This window comes from Agromyces laixinhei (assembly GCF_006337065.1).
Taxonomy (GTDB): Bacteria; Actinomycetota; Actinomycetes; order Actinomycetales; family Microbacteriaceae; genus Agromyces; species Agromyces laixinhei.
Genome location: NZ_CP040872.1, coordinates 2,607,152 through 2,625,002, shown reverse-complemented (window position 1 = coordinate 2,625,002; position 17,851 = coordinate 2,607,152). Strand labels below are relative to the sequence as shown.

The window sequence follows — 17,851 nt, the reverse complement described above, 5'->3', positions numbered from 1 at the left end:
ATGGGAGCGCAGCTTCGGGTCTACCGGCAGAAGATCAAGTCTGCCCAGACGACCAAGAAGATCACGCGAGCGATGGAGCTCATCTCCGCCTCGCGGATCCAGAAGGCACAGGCGCGCGTTGCGGCGTCCGAGCCGTATTCGACCGCCATCACGCGGGCGGTCTCGGCGGTTGCGAGCTACTCGAACGTGGCACACGTGCTGACGACCGAACCCGAGCGCATCGATCGCGCGGCGATCGTGGTCTTCACGTCCGACCGCGGCCTCGCGGGTGCATTCAACTCGCAGGTGCTGCGTGAAGCCGAAGAGCTGACCGAGCTCCTGAAGAGCCAGGGCAAGCAGGTCGAGTACTTCCTCGTCGGTCGCAAGTCGGTCGGGTACTTCAACTTCCGGCGCCGCTCCTTCGAGCGCAGTTGGATCGGCGGCACCGACAACCCCGACTTCGACACGGCGAAAGAGATCGCAGATGCGGTGCTCGAGGCGTTCCTCCGGGACGCCGGCGACGGCGGCGTCGATGAGATCCACATCGTCTACAACCGCTTCGTGAGCCGCATCACGCAGGTTCCGGTGGTCACCCGACTGCTGCCGCTCGAGCTCGTCGAGAGCGATGAAGCACCTGAGGCGCCGGCGGGCAAGGCCGAGGTGTTCCCGCTGTACGAGTTCGAGCCCGACCCGGAGACCGTTCTCGACGGTCTCCTGCCGGTGTACATCGAGAGCCGCATCTACAACGCAATGCTGCAGTCCTCCGCAGCCAAGCACGCGGCGACGCAGAAGGCGATGAAGTCGGCCTCCGACAACGCCGACAAGCTGATCACCGACTACACGCGCCTGGCGAACAATGCACGCCAGTCCGAGATCACCCAGCAGATTTCCGAGATCGTGGGCGGCGCTGACGCGCTGTCGTCCGCCAAGTAGCCCCTTACGAAGAGAGAGAACACATGACTGACACCGCTACCGCTCCGGCCGCGGCCGCGCCTGTGGCCGGCGCCGTCGGCCGCGTCGCCCGGGTCACCGGCCCCGTCGTCGACATCGAGTTCCCGCACGACTCGATTCCAGAGATCTACAACGCACTGAAGACCGAGATCACGATCGGCGACACCACCACCGCGTTGACGCTCGAGGTCGCCCAGCACCTCGGTGATGACCTGGTGCGTGCCATCGCCCTCAAGCCGACCGACGGCCTCGTCCGCGGCCAAGAGGTCCAGGACACCGGCGAGGCGATCTCCGTGCCCGTCGGCGACGTGACCAAAGGCAAGGTGTTCAACGTCACCGGCGAGGTTCTCAACGGGGAGCCCGGCGAACAGATCGAGATCACCGAGCGCTGGCCGATCCACCGCAAGCCCCCCGCCTTCGACCAGCTGGAGTCGAAGACTCAGCTCTTCGAGACCGGCATCAAGGTCATCGACCTCCTCACGCCCTATGTGCAGGGTGGAAAGATCGGCCTCTTCGGCGGTGCCGGTGTCGGCAAGACCGTGCTCATCCAGGAGATGATCCAGCGCGTCGCGCAGGACCACGGCGGTGTGTCGGTGTTCGCCGGAGTCGGCGAGCGCACCCGTGAGGGCAACGACCTCATCCACGAGATGGAAGAGGCCGGCGTCTTCGACAAGACCGCCCTCGTCTTCGGCCAGATGGACGAACCGCCGGGAACGCGTCTTCGCGTCGCCCTCTCGGCCCTGACCATGGCGGAGTACTTCCGCGATGTGCAGAAGCAGGATGTGCTGCTCTTCATCGACAACATCTTCCGCTTCACGCAGGCCGGTTCCGAGGTCTCGACGCTCCTCGGCCGCATGCCGTCCGCTGTGGGATACCAGCCGAACCTCGCCGACGAGATGGGCATCCTTCAGGAGCGCATCACCTCGACGCGCGGTCACTCGATCACGTCGCTGCAGGCGATCTACGTGCCGGCCGACGACTACACCGACCCGGCACCGGCCACGACCTTCGCGCACCTCGATGCGACGACCGAGCTCTCTCGTGAGATCGCGTCGAAGGGCCTCTACCCGGCCGTCGACCCGCTGACCTCGACGTCGCGCATCCTCGACCCCCGTTACCTGGGCGAAGACCACTACCGCGTCGCCACCACGGTCAAGCAGATCCTGCAGAAGAACAAGGAGCTGCAGGAGATCATCGCCATCCTCGGTGTCGACGAGCTCTCCGAGGAAGACAAGATCACGGTGTCGCGCGCGCGCCGCATCCAGCAGTTCCTCTCGCAGAACACCTACATGGCGAAGAAGTTCACTGGTGTCGAGGGTTCGACCGTGCCGCTCAAGGACACGATCGAGTCGTTCGACGCGATTGCTCGCGGCGACTTCGACCACGTGGCCGAGCAGGCCTTCTTCAACGTCGGCGGAATCGGCGACGTCGAAGAGAAGTGGGCGCAGATCCAGAAGGAGAACGGCTGAGCATGGCCAGCCTCAACGTGAGTGTCGTCTCGGCCGACCGCGAGGTCTGGTCGGGCGAGGCGACCATGGTGGTGGCTCGCACCGTCGAAGGCGAGATCGGCATTCTGCCGGGTCACGAGCCGATGCTCGCGATCCTCGCCGGCGGCGAGGTTCGAGTCACCCTGCCCGGCGGGGAGAAGATCACCGCCAATGCCGAAGACGGCTTCCTGTCCGTTCAGGCCAACGCCGTGCAGCTCGTGGCATCACGGGCCGAGCTGGCGTAGGAGACACGGATGCAGGGGGAGCCGCCGATCGAACGACAGTTCGGTGATCTGAGCGTCACGCAGCTCATCGTCATGGCCGGGTTGCCGGGGGCGGGAAAGTCGACGATCGGTGAGATCGTCGGCGCCCGGCTCGGCGCCACGGTCGTGTCGGTCGACCCGATCGAGTCTGCGATCCTGCGGGCCGGCATCGATGCCGACCAGCCCACGGGTCTCGCCGCCTACCTGGTGGCCGAGGAGATCGCCGAGAAGGAGCTCGACTCGGGCCGCACGGTGATCGTCGACGCGGTCAATGCCGGTGAGGCGGCACGGCTCCAGTGGCGAGATCTCGCTGAACGAGCCGAGGTGCGACTTCGCGTCATCGAGGTCGTCTGCTCTGATGAGGCGTTGCACCGCGCCCGTCTCGAAAAGCGGGAGCGCGGGCTACCGCACCTCGAGGAGACGACGTGGCGCGCCGTGGAGCAGAGCCTCGAGGGCTATGCACCGTGGACCGGCCCGTCGTCGGCGCTGCCGCGAATGACGATCGACAGCATCGAGTCGCTCGGATCGAACGTCGAAGCCGCGCTCGCCTTCATCGGCTCCTAGTGCGGCTGCTGCTCCCGCCGTCGGAGACCAAGCGCGACGGCGGAGATGAAGTCGCGCTCGATCTGCATGCGCTCTCGTTCGCTGAACTCACGCCGATTCGCACAGCGACGGCCGGCGCCGTGGTCGCGCTGGCGCGCGAGCCCGACGACATGATGCGTGCCCTGAAACTCGGCCCGCGACAGGTGCACGAGGTCGGGCGCAATCGAGACTTGCTCGTCTCGCCCACGATGCCGGCGCTCGACCGTTACACCGGTGTGCTGTACGACGCGCTCGACGCTGCCACGCTCGACGCGGAGGCGCGTGCGTACGCGGCGGATCACGTCGTCGTGCATTCCGCGCTGTTCGGACCGCTCGGTGCCATGGACCGGATTCCCGCGTATCGGCTCTCGCACGATTCGCGACTGCCCGGCGTTCGGCTGAAGGCACTCTGGCGCGCGCCGATCGCGGCAGCGCTCGAAGCGGAGCCCGGCGTGATGCTCGACCTCCGCTCCGAGGCGTACGTCGAGCTCGGACCGACCCCTGTGCGCCCCGACTCGGCGTTCGTTCGGGTGGTCTCCGTCGATGGGGCGGGCCGCCGACGTGCGTTGAACCACTTCAACAAACGAGCGAAGGGGCTCTTCACCCGCGCGGTGCTGACCGAGCGACCGAACCCCCGCTCGATCGACGAACTGATCGAATGGGCGCGCGAAGCGGGCTTCTCGCTCTCGTTCGGGCAGCGCCGGCACACCGCAAGCGTCTGCGAACTCGAACTGGTGGCCGCCTGATCACTCGCCGGGGGTTCACGCGGCGGCGGCGTGCGATGAACGGTGACATGCGGCGAGGTGGTCGTCGACCATGCCTGCGGCCTGCATGAGCGCATACATGGTCGTCGACCCCACGAATCGGAACCCGCGGCGGCGCAGCTCTGTGCTCATCGCAGCTGACTCGGGCGTCGTCGAAGGCACCTCGGCGAAGCTCACCACGGCTGCCGCACGCGGCGGGGGTGCGAAGCTCCAGAGCAGTTCGTCGATCGGCATCTCGAGTTCGAGCGTGGCCCGGGCGTTCTGGATCGTCGCTTCGATCTTGCCCCGATGGCGGATGATGCGCTCTTCGTCGAGCAGGAGCGCGACGTCGTCTTCGGTCATGGCGGCGACCCGCTCGGCATCGAATCCGTGGAAGACCTCGCGGAAGGCCGGGCGACGTCGCAGGATCGTGATCCACGAGAGTCCGGCCTGGAAGCCCTCGAGGCACACTTTCTCGAAGAGCCTCACCGGATCATGCTGCGGCCTTCCCCACTCCTCGTCGTGGTACCGGCGGTACTCGGGGTCGGCGGCCCCCCACCCGCACCTGGCGAGCCCGTCGTCGCCCACGATGATCTCGGGTCTCGGGATCACGCTCACGCGGCGAACCCGATCTGCTCGTGCCCGAGCAGCCAGAGTTTCGTGGGCACCCCTTCGCCGCCCGAGTACCCGGTGATGCGACCGTCGCTCGCGAGCACGCGGTGGCAGCCGACGATGATCGGCACGGGATTGGCTCCGACCGCGCCGCCGATGGCCCGGGCAGACCCGGGCCGCCCGACGGCCGCAGCGAGCGCGCCGTACGAGGTGGCCTCACCCCAGTGCAGACGCTCGAGCTCGGCCCACACCGCCTGCTGGAACGGGGTGCCGGCCAGTCGCACCGGCACGTCGAAATCGAGCCGCCGCCCGGCGAAATACTCGATGAGCTGCTCGCGAGCCGTGCGGAGCACGTCGTTGGCGTGTTCGGGTTCACCATCGTGGGGGAGCCTGCCTGCGCTCTCGATGGAAAGGCTCGTGACGGCCTCGTCGTCGGCGACGAGTTCGAGACGCCCGATCGGGCTGTCGAGGCGGATGAGGTACACGTTCGTCATGGTTCGAGCGTAACCGCGGCCTCCGACAGCGGCTGGCGGGAAACGGACATCGGCCGGTCGCGTGTTGCATCCGGGGCTGTGGAGGGAGAGTGCCACCGACTTCCCCTCGACAGGGGCGGATTCGCCGAGAATGCGCACAGGGCGTTCACGGACGCCGCCCGGCCCGTCGTGCCGGCGGAATGCTCGCCGCATGACGACCATCATCCGCGCCGAGGCGGCGCACGACTTCCTCGCTCTCGTTCCGTCGCTCGCCGGGTTCCGCCCCGAGCGCTCCCTCGTCTGCGTGGCCTTCATCGGCAACCGCACCGCCGGAGTGCTGCGATTCGATCTGCCGAGACGCGTGCGCGACCGTGCACCGCTCGTCGCAACGATCGTCGGCACCCTCTGCCGGCTGCCCGGGGTCGACGCCCTCGTGCCGATCGTGTACACCGATGCCCGGTTCGGCGTCGGGCGCGGCATGCCGCAACGATCGCTGCTCGGCATGCTCACCGCACGTGCAGAGGAAGCGGGCTTCCTCGTTCGCGATGCACTCTGCCGGGCGTCGGACGGGTGGGGTTCGCTGCTCGATCCCGACACGCCCGCCACGGGACATCCGCTCGCCCTGATCGACGAGAGCCCGGTCACCAGGCTCGCCGCCGACGTGCGAGAGGTCGCGTCGTCGCCGTCTGAGAGCGCGACCCTGCCCGCTGCGGAGCCCGACGTCGCCGCCCGAATCGTCGATGCGCTCGAGCAGCTCACCGGTGAGGCGCACGAGAAGACGCTGCGGCGGCTGGGCGAGAACGGCGATCCGGTGGCGCTCGTGGAGACGCTGCTGGGCCGCGAGTCGGTGCATCCGCCGCTCCGACTCGCGTGGTTCCTGCATCTCGCGTCCATCCCGGCGCTGCGCGACGCCATGATGCTGCAGATCGGATTCGGCGTGCTCGTCGGCGAGGCGGCGCACGACGACGCGATGAACACCGCCGACCGCGCCGCCGAGCTCGGCGAGACGGTCGACGGCTTCGTCGTACGGGAGATGGCGGCCGGCACACTCGGCGAGGTGAGCGAGATGCTCTCGCGGCTGATGATCGGCAGATCGACGCTCCGGCCCGATGTGCGCCGAGTGGAACGCGCGCTCGCGTTGTTGCGCCAGCTCATCGCGAACGCGTCGCCGGCCCATCGGGTCGGTCCGCTGTGCATCGCGGCGTGGCTCGCGTGGTCGCTCGGTCGCGGTTCGGCGGCCGGGGCGTTCATCGACCGCGCGATCGACATCGACCCCGGTCACTCGATGGCCGGGCTGCTGTCGACACTCATCGGCAGCGGCACCCTGCCCGAGTGGGCGTTCAGTGGCCGGTGAATCGCCCGCCATCAGATTCGGTTCGAGGCCTCGGTGAGCACGCCGCGGAGCTTCTGCTCGATCTCCGTGAATTCGGCAGGGCCGATCGTGAGCGGTGGCGCGAGCTGGATCACGGGGTCGCCGCGATCGTCGGCGCGACAGTAGAGACCCGCATCGAACAGTGCCTTCGACAGGAAGCCGCGGAGCAGCTGCTCGGATTCGTCGTCGTCGAAGGTCTCGCGCGTCTGCTTGTCCTTCACGAGTTCGATGCCGAAGAAGTACCCGTCGCCGCGCACGTCGCCGACGATCGGGAGGTCGAGCAGCTTCTCGAGCTCGGCGCGGAAGCGCGGCGAGTTCTCGCGGACCCGCTCGTTCAGCCCCTCCTCCTCGAAGATGTCGAGGTTCTCCAGAGCGACCGCCGCCGATACCGGGTGCCCGCCGAAGGTGTACCCGTGAGCGAACGACGTGTTGCCCTCGGCGAACGGCGCGTAGATCTTCTCCGAGACGATCGTCGCGCCGATGGGGGAGTATCCCGACGTCATGGCCTTCGCGCACGTGATCATGTCGGGCACATATCCGTAGGCGTCGCACGCGAACATGTGCCCGAGGCGGCCGAACGCGCAGATGACCTCGTCGGAGACGAGGAGCACGTCGTACCGGTCGCAGATCTCGCGCACGCGCGCGAAGTACCCGGGAGGCGGCGGGAAGCAGCCGCCCGAGTTCTGCACCGGCTCGAGGAAGACCGCGGCGACGGTCTCCGGGCCCTCGAAGAGGATCATCTCCTCGATGCGGTTCGCTGCCCACAGGCCGAAGGCCTCCAGGTCGTCGGCCGGTGCGCCCATCTCGGCGGCACGGTAGAAGTTGGTGTTCGGAACCCGGAACCCGCCGGGGGTCACCGGCTCGAACATCTCCTTCATTCCGGGAATGCCGGTGATCGCAAGTGCGCCCTGGGGCGTGCCGTGATAGGCCACCGAACGGGAGATCACCTTGTGCTTTGTTGGCCTGCCCTGGAGCTTCCAGTAGTACTTCGCGAGCTTGAACGCCGTCTCGACGGCTTCACCTCCGCCGGTCGAGAAGAAGACGCGGTTGAGATCGGCCGGCGCGTACCCCGCCAGCCGGTCGGCGAGCTCGATCGCCGAGGGGTGGGCGTACGACCAGATCGGAAAGTAGGCGAGCTGCTCCGCCTGCCTGGCGGCGGCCTCGGCGAGACGGGTGCGGCCGTGACCGGCGTTCACGACGAAGAGTCCCGCGAGCCCGTCGAAGTACTCACGGCCTTCGATGTCGTAGACATGGTGGCCAAGTCCACGGGTGATGATCGGCACCCCCGACGTCTCCATGGTGGACTGCCGGGCGAAGTGCATCCAGAGATGGTCCTTGGCCTTCTGCTGCAGGGCGTCGATGTCGGAGTGCGTGTCGACGGCGATCGTGTCGGTCATGGCCTTCCCCTTCTCGGTGCGCACCCGCTCGTCTCAGCGGGTGCCCCAGTTGTAGTACTGCTTCTGGAGCTTCAGGTAGACGAATGTCTCGGTCGACTGCACGCCCGCGAGCACGCGGATGCGCGTATTCAGGAGGTCGAGCAACTCGTCGTCGTTCTCGCAGACGATCTCGACCATCACGTCGAAACTTCCGGCAGTGAGCACGACGTAGTCGATCTCGGGAATCTCGGCGAGCTGCTCGGCGAGCACTCGGGTGTCACCCGAGGTGTGGATGCCGATCATGGCCTGCGTCGTGAAGCCGAGCTGCATCGGGTCGGTCACGGCGACGATCTGCATGACGCCCGACTCGGTGAGCCGCTGCACGCGCTGCCGCACCGCGGCCTCCGACAGGCCGACCGCCTTGCCGATGTCGGAATACGAGCGCCGCCCATCGGCCTGCAACTGCTCGATGATCGCCTTGGAGACGACGTCGAGGTGCATGGGTCGCGGTTGCGAAGAACGCCCGTTGTTCGTCGTCATGGCACGATTCTGACAGCGAAGGATGCCTCGTGCAAGCGATTCCGTTGAGTTGCGGCGTCCAGGCAACTGAATCCACAGAGTTCGGCCGATGCCCACCGGTGCCGGAAGGCACGACCCGTGTCGGCGAAGGGGGCGGGCGCGGTGCCAGAATGATCCGCATGGTCTCAGGCGCGGTCTCGAGTTCGGCGGTTGCCGGTGCACGTGTGTGGGACGTGATCCTGGGAGACCGGTTCATCGCCGCGCTCGCGGCGCCCGCGCCAGACGAGGTGCTGACCGCGCTCGCCGAGGCCGCAGGCGACGATGAGCTCGCGCTCGAGGCCCTCGTCGGGCTCATTCCCTCGGGCCGGACCGACCCGATCGACTCGTTCGGCCTCGTCTGGTGGACCGGCGAAGACTCGTCGACGGGCGTCACCGCGGTCGTGCGCGGCGATGCGGTCGTCGACCTCGCCTCGCCGGGCGGCAGTCGGCGGTTCGATGCACGCGGCATACAGCCGTGGCATCTCGCCGACTTCGACGACGTCGTCGCGCTGCGCATCACCGATGCCGCGTCGCCGCTCGAACGCGCGCCGGGCTCCGGTGAGCGCATCACCCATCGTCGGGCGAGTCTTCGGGCCTCGTCCATCGAGTGGGCGGCAGTGCCCGAGACGGCGGATGCCGCAGCGCCCGCGACGGTGGAGATCGCCGTCGCCGACACGATCGTGACCCCGCGACCATCCCGGTCCGCCACGGGGGAGGCCGGGCCGAATCCTGATGCGGAGCCGAAACGTGAGCCCGAGCCGACTTCGCCGGGGGAGCAACGGCAGACCGAGTCGATCGGGGCGCGATTCCGGGTCGGCATCGGACCGCCGCAGACGGTGACGGTTCCCGTGCTCATCGGGCGGCGCCCCGTGAAACCGCGCATCGGCGCATCCGGCCCACAGCCCGAACTCCTGACCGTCTCCTCGCCCGGGGCGGTCGTCTCGGGTACGCATCTCGAGTTGCGCATCGTCGGCTCCCGACTCGTCGCCACCGACCTGCACTCGACCAACGGCACCGTGCTCCGCACGGGTTCGGGCGCTCGTCGCTTGCGCGCCGGGGAGTCCATCGTCGTGCTTCCGGGAAGCAGCCTCGATCTCGGAGACGGTACGATCGTCGAGATCCTCTTCGCTCTGGGTGCTCCCGGCGCATGACCCGAACAGACAGCAGGCCTCCCAGGTGACCCAGATCGGCAAAGGCAATGCCCGTCATCGGATCACGCTGCCAGACGGCACCGAGGTCACGCTCGCGTGGGCGGCGGTCACCGATACCGGGCATCGCCGCGAGGTCAACGAAGACAGCTTCGTCGCCCAGGCTCCGATCTTCGCCGTCGCCGACGGCATGGGCGGCCACGCTGCAGGCGACTTCGCGAGCGCCGCGGTCGTCACCCGGCTCGCCGAACACGGCGGCAGGAGCCTCGTCGGCACGGCCGAGATCGACCAGTCCCTGCGGCTCGCGGTCGAGGACATGGGTCGCGGTGCGGGTGTCACCGATGAAGGCAGCGGCACCACGGTCACCGGTGCCGCGCTCGGAGTGATCTCCGACGAACCCGCGTGGATCGTCTTCAACATCGGCGATTCGCGGGTGTACCGGCTCGTCGGCGGCGTACTGGAGCAACTGACGGTCGACCACTCGATCGTGCAGGAGCTCGTCGATGCAGGCCAGATCACGCGCGAAGAGGCCGACACGCACCCGCACTCGAACGTGATCACGCGGGCCGTCGGCTTCCATGAGATGCCCATCCCCGACTACCGCGCGATCGCCGTCGAGTCGGGCATGCGGTTGCTGATCTGTTCCGACGGACTCACGAAGGAGCTGACGACCTACGGGATCCGGCACTTCCTCGTCGCCAATGCGAAAGCCGAGAAGGCAGCGAGGCAGTTGCTCGAAGCCGCACTCGGCAACGGAGGCCGTGACAACGTCACGGCGATCGTCGTCGACGTGCTCGAGGTCGTCGGGCCGGCGGCACCGCAGCAGACCGGCGTCGGCGAGCCGGAACGCGACTGACGGGTGCGGCGAGGGCGGCCGACCGGGCTGTCCACAGCGCCACGAGGCATCCGTCGCCCGCGGTTACAATGATGTGCACCGGGCGCCGCCGGCGACCGGGTGGCGCTGCAACGACCCCGAGCAGGGCAGGAGGAACGTGTCGCGTCGACTGCCGTCCACTCCGCCGAACCTCCCCGGGTTCGCGTTCGTCAGCGTGCTCGGCTCCGGCGGTTTCGCCGACGTGTACCTCTACGAACAGAACATGCCGAGGCGGCTCGTCGCCGTGAAGGTGCTCCTCGCCGAAGTCGTCACCGACGACCTGCGCCAGATGTTCCAGGCAGAGGCGAACCTCATGGCACAGCTCTCGTCGCACCCGTCGATCCTCACGGTGTACCAGGCGAGCGTCGCAGCCGACGGGCGTCCGTACCTCGTGATGGAGTACTGCTCCGCCTCGCTCGGCCAGCGATACCGTGCGGTGCAGTTGCCGCTGGCCGAGGTGCTCTCCGTGGGGGTGCGAATCGCGAGCGCCGTCGAGACCGCGCACCGGCAGGGGGTGTTGCACCGAGACATCAAACCGTCGAACATCCTCACGACGGCGTATGGCCATCCCGTCCTCTCCGACTTCGGCATCGCGGCGACCCTCGGCGAAGCGGAGTCCTCCGACGCCGTCGGGCTGTCGATCCCGTGGTCGGCGCCCGAGGTGCTGCATGACGAGGTCTCCGGCACCGTCGCGAGCGAGGTCTGGTCGCTCGGCGCGACCGTGTACTCGCTGCTCGCGGGTCGCAGCCCGTTCGAGGTGCCCGGCGGCGATAACGGATCCGGCGCACTGATGGCCCGCATCGACAGGGCGAAGCTCGCTCCGACCGGCCGCACCGACGTGCCGAAGAGCCTCGAACAGGTGCTTGCACGTTCGATGTCGCGCCGGCCGTCGGACCGGCAGGCGAATGCGCTCGAGTTCATCCGCGACCTGCAATCGGTCGAGGAGGAACTCGGGCTCACCCAGACTCCGATCGAGGTCGCGGTGGACGACTGGGCCCTCGCGACCGCCGTCGACGTCGAGGAGCGGACCCGCGTCAGCGGGGTGCACGGCACCGGTGACGCCGGCCGGCGCCGCCGGCGGCCGCGCACGGCACCCCGCAGTGCAGCGCTCCCCGGCGCCGACTCCCGCGCCGACGACCTCGGCATGAGCGGCAGCCGCACGAGCCGGCCCGGCAGCCGCCGGCTCGCGTGGGGTGTCTCGCTCGTGTCCGTGGCCCTCGTGGTGCTCGTCGGCGTCGGTGCCTACGCGGTGATCCAGGGCGCCCGATCGATCCCCGTGGTGACCGACGTCCAAGGCACGGCGACCGACGGCGGCGTGACCTTCTCCTGGAACGACCCCGGTCTCCAGACCGCTGACGCGTACGTCGTGACCGTCGACGATGAGATGCTGCCGCCGCAGCGCGAGGCGAGCATCACGGTGACCGCCGGGGACGGCGACCGGGTGTGCGCGAGCGTCGCGGTCACGCGTGACGGCAGATCGGGCGCGTCGAGTGCCGAGCGCTGCGTCGACGTGTCCGTCGCCGTCGACCAGGGGTCATGATGCCGCAGATCCCCGACCTGACTCGCATTCTGAGACGCCGATCCGCCGCCATCACGGTGGCGGCGACCACCGCCGTGGTGGCACTCGTGGCCGGTGTCGCGATCGCCTCCGGGGGGTACGCCGCGCAACGCGTCGATCTCGGCGACGCCTCTGCGTGGGTGGTCAGCGGCAAGCATCAGGCGGTCGGCCGTGCGAACACCGCCCTGCTCGAACTGAACTCGGTCGTGGAGACCCGCTCGGGCGGTGTCGAGATCGTGCAGCAGGGATCCACGGTGCTCGTGCTCGACCCCGATCGGGCGACCGTGCGCATGGTCGACGCGACCACGTCGAGTCTCACCGAGACCGTCGCGATCCCGCCCGACGACGCAGTGCTCGCCCTCGCCGGTTCCCGGGTCGTCGTCGAGTCGGGAGGAGACGTCTGGTCGACGCCGGTCTCCGAGTTCGCGCGTTTCGACGCCGATTCCGAGCCCATGCTCTCGTTCGGACCCGGATCCGTCACCTCGGTCGAACCCGACGGCACGCTCTTCGCCTACACACCGTCGACGGGCGACATCGGCGAAGTCGACGCGGCCGATGCCGAGACGGTCGGAGCACGCTGGCAGATCGAGCCGCTCGTCGAGGAACACGAGGTGGTGATCACCTCGGTCGGCGGACGGTGGGCGGTCTACGACGTCGATACCCGCATCCTGCATCTCGAGCGCGGGGCGATCGACCTCGGCGACGCCATCGGCGCCAACGACGCGCCCGTGCTGCAGGCCCCGTCGAACAGTGGCGACGAGGTCGTGATCGCCACACGGCGTGGGCTCGTCAGCGTCGGACTCGACGGTGAGGCGCCGCGGATGCTGGTGGAGGGTCGTTCGGGCATTCCTGCCGCACCGTTCACGCACGACGGATGCCTCTACGCCGCGTGGGGCGGCGGCACGGCATGGCGCTCCTGCGGTGCCGATGCCGGCGACGACGTCGAACTGCCGTCTGCACCGGGCACCGGCGACTACGCGTTCGTCGCCAACGGCGCGACGCTCGTGCTCAACGAACGCCGCAGCGGCCTCACGTGGGCGGTCGATGCCGGCTTCGGACTCATCGACAACTGGGATGCCCTGCTCGCGATCGAGCGCGATGAGGAGACGGTCGAGCAGAACGACCCCGACACGCCGCCGACGCTCGAGAAGAGCCAGGTGCCGCCGGTGGCCGCCGATGACGACTTCGGCGCTCGCCCGGGCCGCACGACGTCATTGCCGGTGCTGCTGAACGACTACGACGCGAACGGCGACGCCCTCATCGTCAAGACCGTCGACGGTGAGCTGCCTGCCGGTGTCGTGCTCGAACGGATCGCCGACCAACAGCAGTTGCAGCTCCAGCTCGACGACGAGGCATCCGGGGTCATCACCTTCGGCTACACGATCGACGACGGCTTCGGCGGCACCGCCCATGCCTCGGTCAGCGTGACCGTGCGCGACCCCGACGAGAACTCGCCGCCCGTGCAGCAACGGCAGTCCAAGGCACTCGTGGCGGCCGGGGGCCGCGTGAACACGGCGGTGCTCGGCGACTGGGTCGACCCCGACGGCGATCCGTTCTTCCTCGAGCGAGCCACGACCGCCGCGCCCGACGCACTGTCGTCGACGGCCGACGGCATGATCGTGTTCGACGAGAAGGGCGGTGCCGGCACCGAACGATCCGTCTCGCTCGTGGTGTCCGACGGGCGCGACACCGGCGTCGGCGTGCTCGGCGTCGGCGTTCGGCCGCCCGGTGATGTGCCCATCGTTGCGGATCCCTTCGTCGTGCTCGCGACGGCGGGCGAAGAGGTGCGGATCGACCCGCTTCGGCACGTGCGCGGCGGTTCGGGTCAGATCCAGCTGAGCGCCGTCCCCGCCAAGCCCGACGCGCAGCTCACCCCCGACTTCGACGGCGGCACCTTCCGGTTCGTGAGTTCCGCCGTGCGCACCCACTCGCTCGAATACACGGTGACGGATGGCACGTGGACGACGACGGGCCGCGTCAGAGTCGAGGTCGCGGCCCCGCCCGAGCAGGACACCACCCCCATCACGGTGCCGCACACGGCGTTCCTCAGGATCGGACAACCGGTCGACGTCGACGTGCTCGCCACCGACATCGATCCGACGGGCGGCGTGCTGATCCTCACGGGCCTCGGCAGCCCCGAGGTCGACGCCGGCATCCAGGTCGAGGTCGTCGAGCACCGTATTCTCCGGGTGACGCTCTCGGGACCGCTCGAGACCGGCTCGTCGGTGTTCGGGTACCGCATCAGCAACGGCCTCGCCGAGGCCGAGGGCGAGGTGACCCTCGTCGAGGTGCCACAACTCGAGATCGCCCAGCCGCCCGTCGCGGTGCCCGACAAGATCTCTGCGCGTACCGGCGACGTCGTCGACATCTCGGTGCTCGCCAACGACGAGCACCCCGACACCCTGCCGCTCGCACTCGATCCGACGGTCGAACGGCAGCCCGAAGCCGGTCTGCTCTTCGTCGACGGCGATCGGCTCCGCTATTTCGCCCCCGAGACGCCGGGGGAGTACGAGGCGATCTACCGCATCACGGGGCCCGACGGACAGTCGGCCACCGCCACTGTGCAGATCTCGGTGCGTGCCGCCGACGCCGAGACCAATACGCCGCCGGTGCCGGCGACCGTGACCGCCCGCGTGCTCTCGGGCGAGACGGTCCGCATCCCGGTGCCGCTCGGCGGATCCGACCCCGAGGGCGATAGCGTGCAGTTGCTGGGGCAGGGAGGCAGCCCCGAACTCGGCAACGTCAACGCCCATGGCCCCGACTGGCTCGAATACCAGGCGGGTGAGTACTCGGCGGGCACCGATGACTTCGAGTACGAGGTCGTCGACGCCCTCGGTGCGCGCGCCGTCGGCACCGTCAGAGTCGGCATCGCGCCGCGCCTCGACGGAGCGCGCACGCCGGTCGCCGTCAACGACTTCGTGCAGGTGCGGCCGGCGCGCACGGTCTCCGTCCGGGTGCTCGAGAACGACTCCGATCCCGACGGGGGCGCTCTGACGCTGACGAACGTCACGCCGACCGAGGGTGAGGCCGTCGCGACCATCGTCGACGATCGCATCGAGGTCGAGCTTCCGCCGGGTGAAGGCGAGTACGGCTTCATCTACACGATCGAGAACGAACAGCTCGGCAGTGCCTCGACCTTCCTCCGCGTCGAAGCCAGCGATACCGCGGCGCTCGCTCGCCCCGAGGCATCCGACACGGTGCTCACCCTGAGCGACATCCTCGACAAGGACAGCATCGACGTGCCCGTGCTCCGCAACGTGTTCCTCGCCGACGCCGAGGTCTCCGATCTCACCGTCGGACTCGTCGACGGCTACGAGAGCGGCGCCGAGGTTCGCAGCAACGGCAGCATCCGGGTGCCGGTGGCGGACCACCGGCGTGTCATCCCGTTCTCCGTCGCGCATCCTGAGGACCCGTCGATCGTCGCGTACGCATTCATCTGGGTGCCCGGCCGCGACGACGCGCTCCCGCAACTGCGCACCGATGCCCCGGCCGTTCGCGTCGTCAGCGGCGACGAGGTCACGATCGAACTCGACGACTACGTCATCGCCGCTTCGGGGCGACCGGTGAAGATCACGGATGCCGCGACCGTGCGCGCATCGCACAGCGACGGAACCGAGTTGGTCGTCGATGAGAACACGCTCAGGTACCGGAGCGAGGAGGGCTACTTCGGGCCGGCCTCCCTCTCATTCACGGTGACCGACGGCGAATCGGCGACCGACCCCTCGGCACGGATCGGCACCATCGTGGTGCCGATCACCGTGGCGCCGACGAAGAGCCAGCCGCCCGTCTTCGTCGGTGGCGTCATCGACTTCGAACCCGGCCAGTCCAAGCAGATCGATCTGCTGAAGCTCACGAACTACCCGTACCCCGGGGCGCGCGACGAACTCGTCTACCAGCTGCTGCCGCCGCCGGTCGAGGGCTTCGATTTCTCGTTCGACGGCAGCGAGCTCACGATCAGCGCCGACGCCTCGACCTCGAAGGGAACGCGGGCCGCGGTCCCCATCGGGGTCGCCGACGATGCCGGCGAGGGCAGACCGGGCCGCATCGAGCTGCGAGTGGTGCCGTCGACGAAACCGATCGCCCGTCCGGCACCCGACAGCGCGATCGTCGCCCGCGGACGCACGACGGCGATCGACGTGCTCGAGAACGACCGTGCCACGAACCCGTTCCCCGACGTTCCGCTGCGGGTCGTCGACGTACGCGGGGCCGACGCCGACGATCTGCCCGCCGGAGTCTCGATCGAACCGAGCGACGACCGCTCGACCCTGAACGTGACCATCGATCCCGGCGCGGCGCCCGTGAACTCGACGGTGCAGTACCAAGTGGCCGACGCCACCGGCGACGCGAGCCGATACGCCTGGGGGCTCGTCACGATCTCCGTGCAGGACCGCCCCGACCCGGTCACCGGGGCGAGCGTGACCGGCTTCGGCGACGGCACCCTCGACGTCGCCTTCGGCGCGGGCGCGTTCAACAACTCGCCGATCACGGGCTACGAGATCGAGGTCGTCGATGCCGACACGGGCGAGGTGACGAGCACGACGGGGTGCTCCGCGACGACGTGCACGGTGCCGACGTACGGCAATGGCCCGGCGAACGCCGTCAACGTGCGGGTGCGGGCGAAGAACGCGATCGGTCTCTCCGACCCGGCGGACGCGCCGGGGCCGCTCTGGTCGGACGTCGTTCCGCCGCCGCCGAGCGGACTGCGGGCGATGCCGCTCGACGGACGCCTCTCCATCGAATGGGATCCGGTGCGGGCCGGTTCCGGGAGCGCGATCGAGTCGTACGTGGTCACCGTCGCCGGCGCTCCGAGCGAAGTCTCGGCGAGCACCGCGTGCACGGCGACGCTCTGCTCGGTCGATTCCCCGCCGCTCGTGAACGGTAGCCAGGTGCCGATCACGGTCAGTGCCCGCAACCAGGCGTATCCTTCGCTCGCGGTCTGGAATGAGGCGGGCACCAGCGGCACCCCGTTCGGCGCACCGATCGCCGGCGGCATCGCCGTCAACGGCGACGCCGCAGCCGGCACGGTCACGGTCGCCTGGGATGCGTTCGCGGGCAACGGCGACCCCATCGGCGGGTATTTCGTCGAGCGTCTCGTCGACGGGGAGTCGAGAGTGCCGGGCGGAGGCCAGGCGTGCTCCGTGTCGAAGCCGGCGCCGGGCACCGTCTCCCCGCCGGTCGGCGGAGGGTCCGTCGCCGAAGTGGTCTCCGTGGGGCCGGGCGTCACGAGCGTGCAGTTCGCCGGCACCGCGGAGTCCACCAGGTACTCCTTCGTCGTGTGGGGCTACAACCGCGCGGCATGCGTGAACACCGAGGTCGCCGGAGCCGTCGTACGGCCCGCGCCCGGTGCGGTTCGTGACGTCGACAGCCGCATGGACTTCCGCACCGCCGATGTCTACGACCGGTACATCACCGGCGTCTCGCCCGATGCGTGGCGCTACGACATCGTCGCCGTCGACCAGAACGGTGCGCAGATCCCCGGTACGCTGCAGAGCTTCAGCGGCTCGGGGTGGGCGCAGGATCTCTTCGCCCGTCCGTTCGGCGAAGCCGTGAGATTCCAGGTGCGCACCTGCTCGGTCTGGGGCAGTTGCGGAGCGTGGTCGGGAGCCATACCTTCCGATGCGAGGCCCTCGCTGTCGTTCGCGTTGCCGAGCCGGATCTGGGATGAGGGTGCGAAGAACTGGTCGTGGACCGCGGCACCCGCGAACTCCGGCCTCCCGGTGGCGTTCAGTTGCGGCATCGACGGCGACCGCACCGGCCGCCCCGCGCAGACTCCGACGAACTGTCAGATCCCCGACGCCGTGGGCGGTGAGCGCGTCTGGTTGGATGTTGAGATCGCGGGCGTCGTCGTTCGCTACGAGAACCGCTGAGATGGAGC

Annotated in this window: 14 protein-coding genes; 10 read left to right on the top strand and 4 right to left on the bottom strand. The window is 68.9% G+C overall.

Annotated elements, in window-relative coordinates:
• From FHG54_RS12425 to FHG54_RS12405, 5 genes are read left to right on the top strand one after another with little or no spacing between them, the layout of a single operon-like run.
• Positions 1–912: a F0F1 ATP synthase subunit gamma gene (locus FHG54_RS12425; RefSeq protein ID WP_139417552.1), complete on the top strand. Its 912-nt coding sequence runs from the start codon at positions 1–3 to the stop codon at positions 910–912.
• Positions 913–935: 23 nt separating this feature from the next.
• Positions 936–2,399 (top strand): F0F1 ATP synthase subunit beta, encoded by a 1,464-nt coding sequence (gene atpD, locus FHG54_RS12420; protein ID WP_139417551.1) that lies wholly within the window; start codon positions 936–938, stop codon positions 2,397–2,399.
• Between the two features lie 2 nt (positions 2,400–2,401).
• Positions 2,402–2,662, top strand: a complete 261-nt coding sequence (locus FHG54_RS12415) for a F0F1 ATP synthase subunit epsilon (RefSeq protein ID WP_139417550.1) — start codon at positions 2,402–2,404, stop codon at positions 2,660–2,662.
• Positions 2,663–2,671: 9 nt separating this feature from the next.
• Entirely contained in the window at positions 2,672–3,244 is a 573-nt protein-coding gene (locus tag FHG54_RS12410) for a P-loop nucleotide/nucleoside kinase family protein (protein ID WP_139417549.1), read from the top strand.
• Complete coding sequence (locus tag FHG54_RS12405) at positions 3,244–4,008, top strand: YaaA family protein (RefSeq protein WP_139417548.1); 765 nt, start codon at positions 3,244–3,246, stop codon at positions 4,006–4,008. The genes FHG54_RS12410 and FHG54_RS12405 overlap by 1 nt, the downstream gene beginning before the upstream one ends.
• Positions 4,009–4,023: 15 nt before the next feature.
• Here the strand turns inward: FHG54_RS12405 and FHG54_RS12400 are convergent, their stop codons facing one another.
• Positions 4,024–4,617: a DNA-3-methyladenine glycosylase I gene (locus tag FHG54_RS12400; protein ID WP_415858816.1), complete on the bottom strand. Its 594-nt coding sequence runs from the start codon at positions 4,615–4,617 to the stop codon at positions 4,024–4,026.
• A 2-nt stretch (positions 4,618–4,619) separates the two neighbouring features.
• Positions 4,620–5,111 carry a methylated-DNA--[protein]-cysteine S-methyltransferase gene (locus FHG54_RS12395; RefSeq protein WP_139417547.1) on the bottom strand — a complete coding sequence of 164 codons (492 nt, stop codon included), beginning with the start codon at positions 5,109–5,111 and terminating at the stop codon, positions 4,620–4,622.
• Between the two features lie 190 nt (positions 5,112–5,301).
• On the opposite strand from FHG54_RS12395, the gene FHG54_RS12390 reads away from it, so the two are divergent.
• On the top strand, positions 5,302–6,444 hold the full coding sequence (locus tag FHG54_RS12390; protein ID WP_168197173.1) for a DUF4192 family protein: 1,143 nt from the start codon (positions 5,302–5,304) through the stop codon (positions 6,442–6,444).
• Between the two features lie 11 nt (positions 6,445–6,455).
• Here the strand turns inward: FHG54_RS12390 and FHG54_RS12385 are convergent, their stop codons facing one another.
• Positions 6,456–7,859: an aspartate aminotransferase family protein gene (locus FHG54_RS12385; protein ID WP_139417545.1), complete on the bottom strand. Its 1,404-nt coding sequence runs from the start codon at positions 7,857–7,859 to the stop codon at positions 6,456–6,458.
• Between the two features lie 33 nt (positions 7,860–7,892).
• A complete protein-coding gene (locus FHG54_RS12380; protein WP_139417544.1) occupies positions 7,893–8,378 on the bottom strand; it encodes an Lrp/AsnC family transcriptional regulator in 486 nt (161 codons plus the stop codon).
• A 158-nt stretch (positions 8,379–8,536) separates the two neighbouring features.
• Here FHG54_RS12380 and FHG54_RS12375 point away from each other — a divergent pair, with 158 nt between their 5' ends.
• The 4 genes from FHG54_RS12375 to FHG54_RS12360 all read left to right on the top strand — a co-directional run bounded on the left by FHG54_RS12375 (position 8,537) and on the right by FHG54_RS12360 (position 17,843).
• Positions 8,537–9,547, top strand: a complete 1,011-nt coding sequence (locus FHG54_RS12375) for an FHA domain-containing protein (RefSeq protein WP_139417543.1) — start codon at positions 8,537–8,539, stop codon at positions 9,545–9,547.
• 25 nt (positions 9,548–9,572) lie between these two features.
• On the top strand, positions 9,573–10,400 hold the full coding sequence (locus FHG54_RS12370; protein ID WP_139417542.1) for a PP2C family protein-serine/threonine phosphatase: 828 nt from the start codon (positions 9,573–9,575) through the stop codon (positions 10,398–10,400).
• Between the two features lie 136 nt (positions 10,401–10,536).
• Entirely contained in the window at positions 10,537–11,958 is a 1,422-nt protein-coding gene (locus FHG54_RS12365) for a serine/threonine-protein kinase (protein ID WP_139417541.1), read from the top strand.
• The gene (locus tag FHG54_RS12360) at positions 11,958–17,843 is read left to right on the top strand and encodes a fibronectin type III domain-containing protein (RefSeq protein WP_168197172.1); all 5,886 of its coding nucleotides are present in this window, start codon (positions 11,958–11,960) and stop codon (positions 17,841–17,843) included. The genes FHG54_RS12365 and FHG54_RS12360 overlap by 1 nt, the downstream gene beginning before the upstream one ends.
• Positions 17,844–17,851 lie beyond the last annotated feature (8 nt).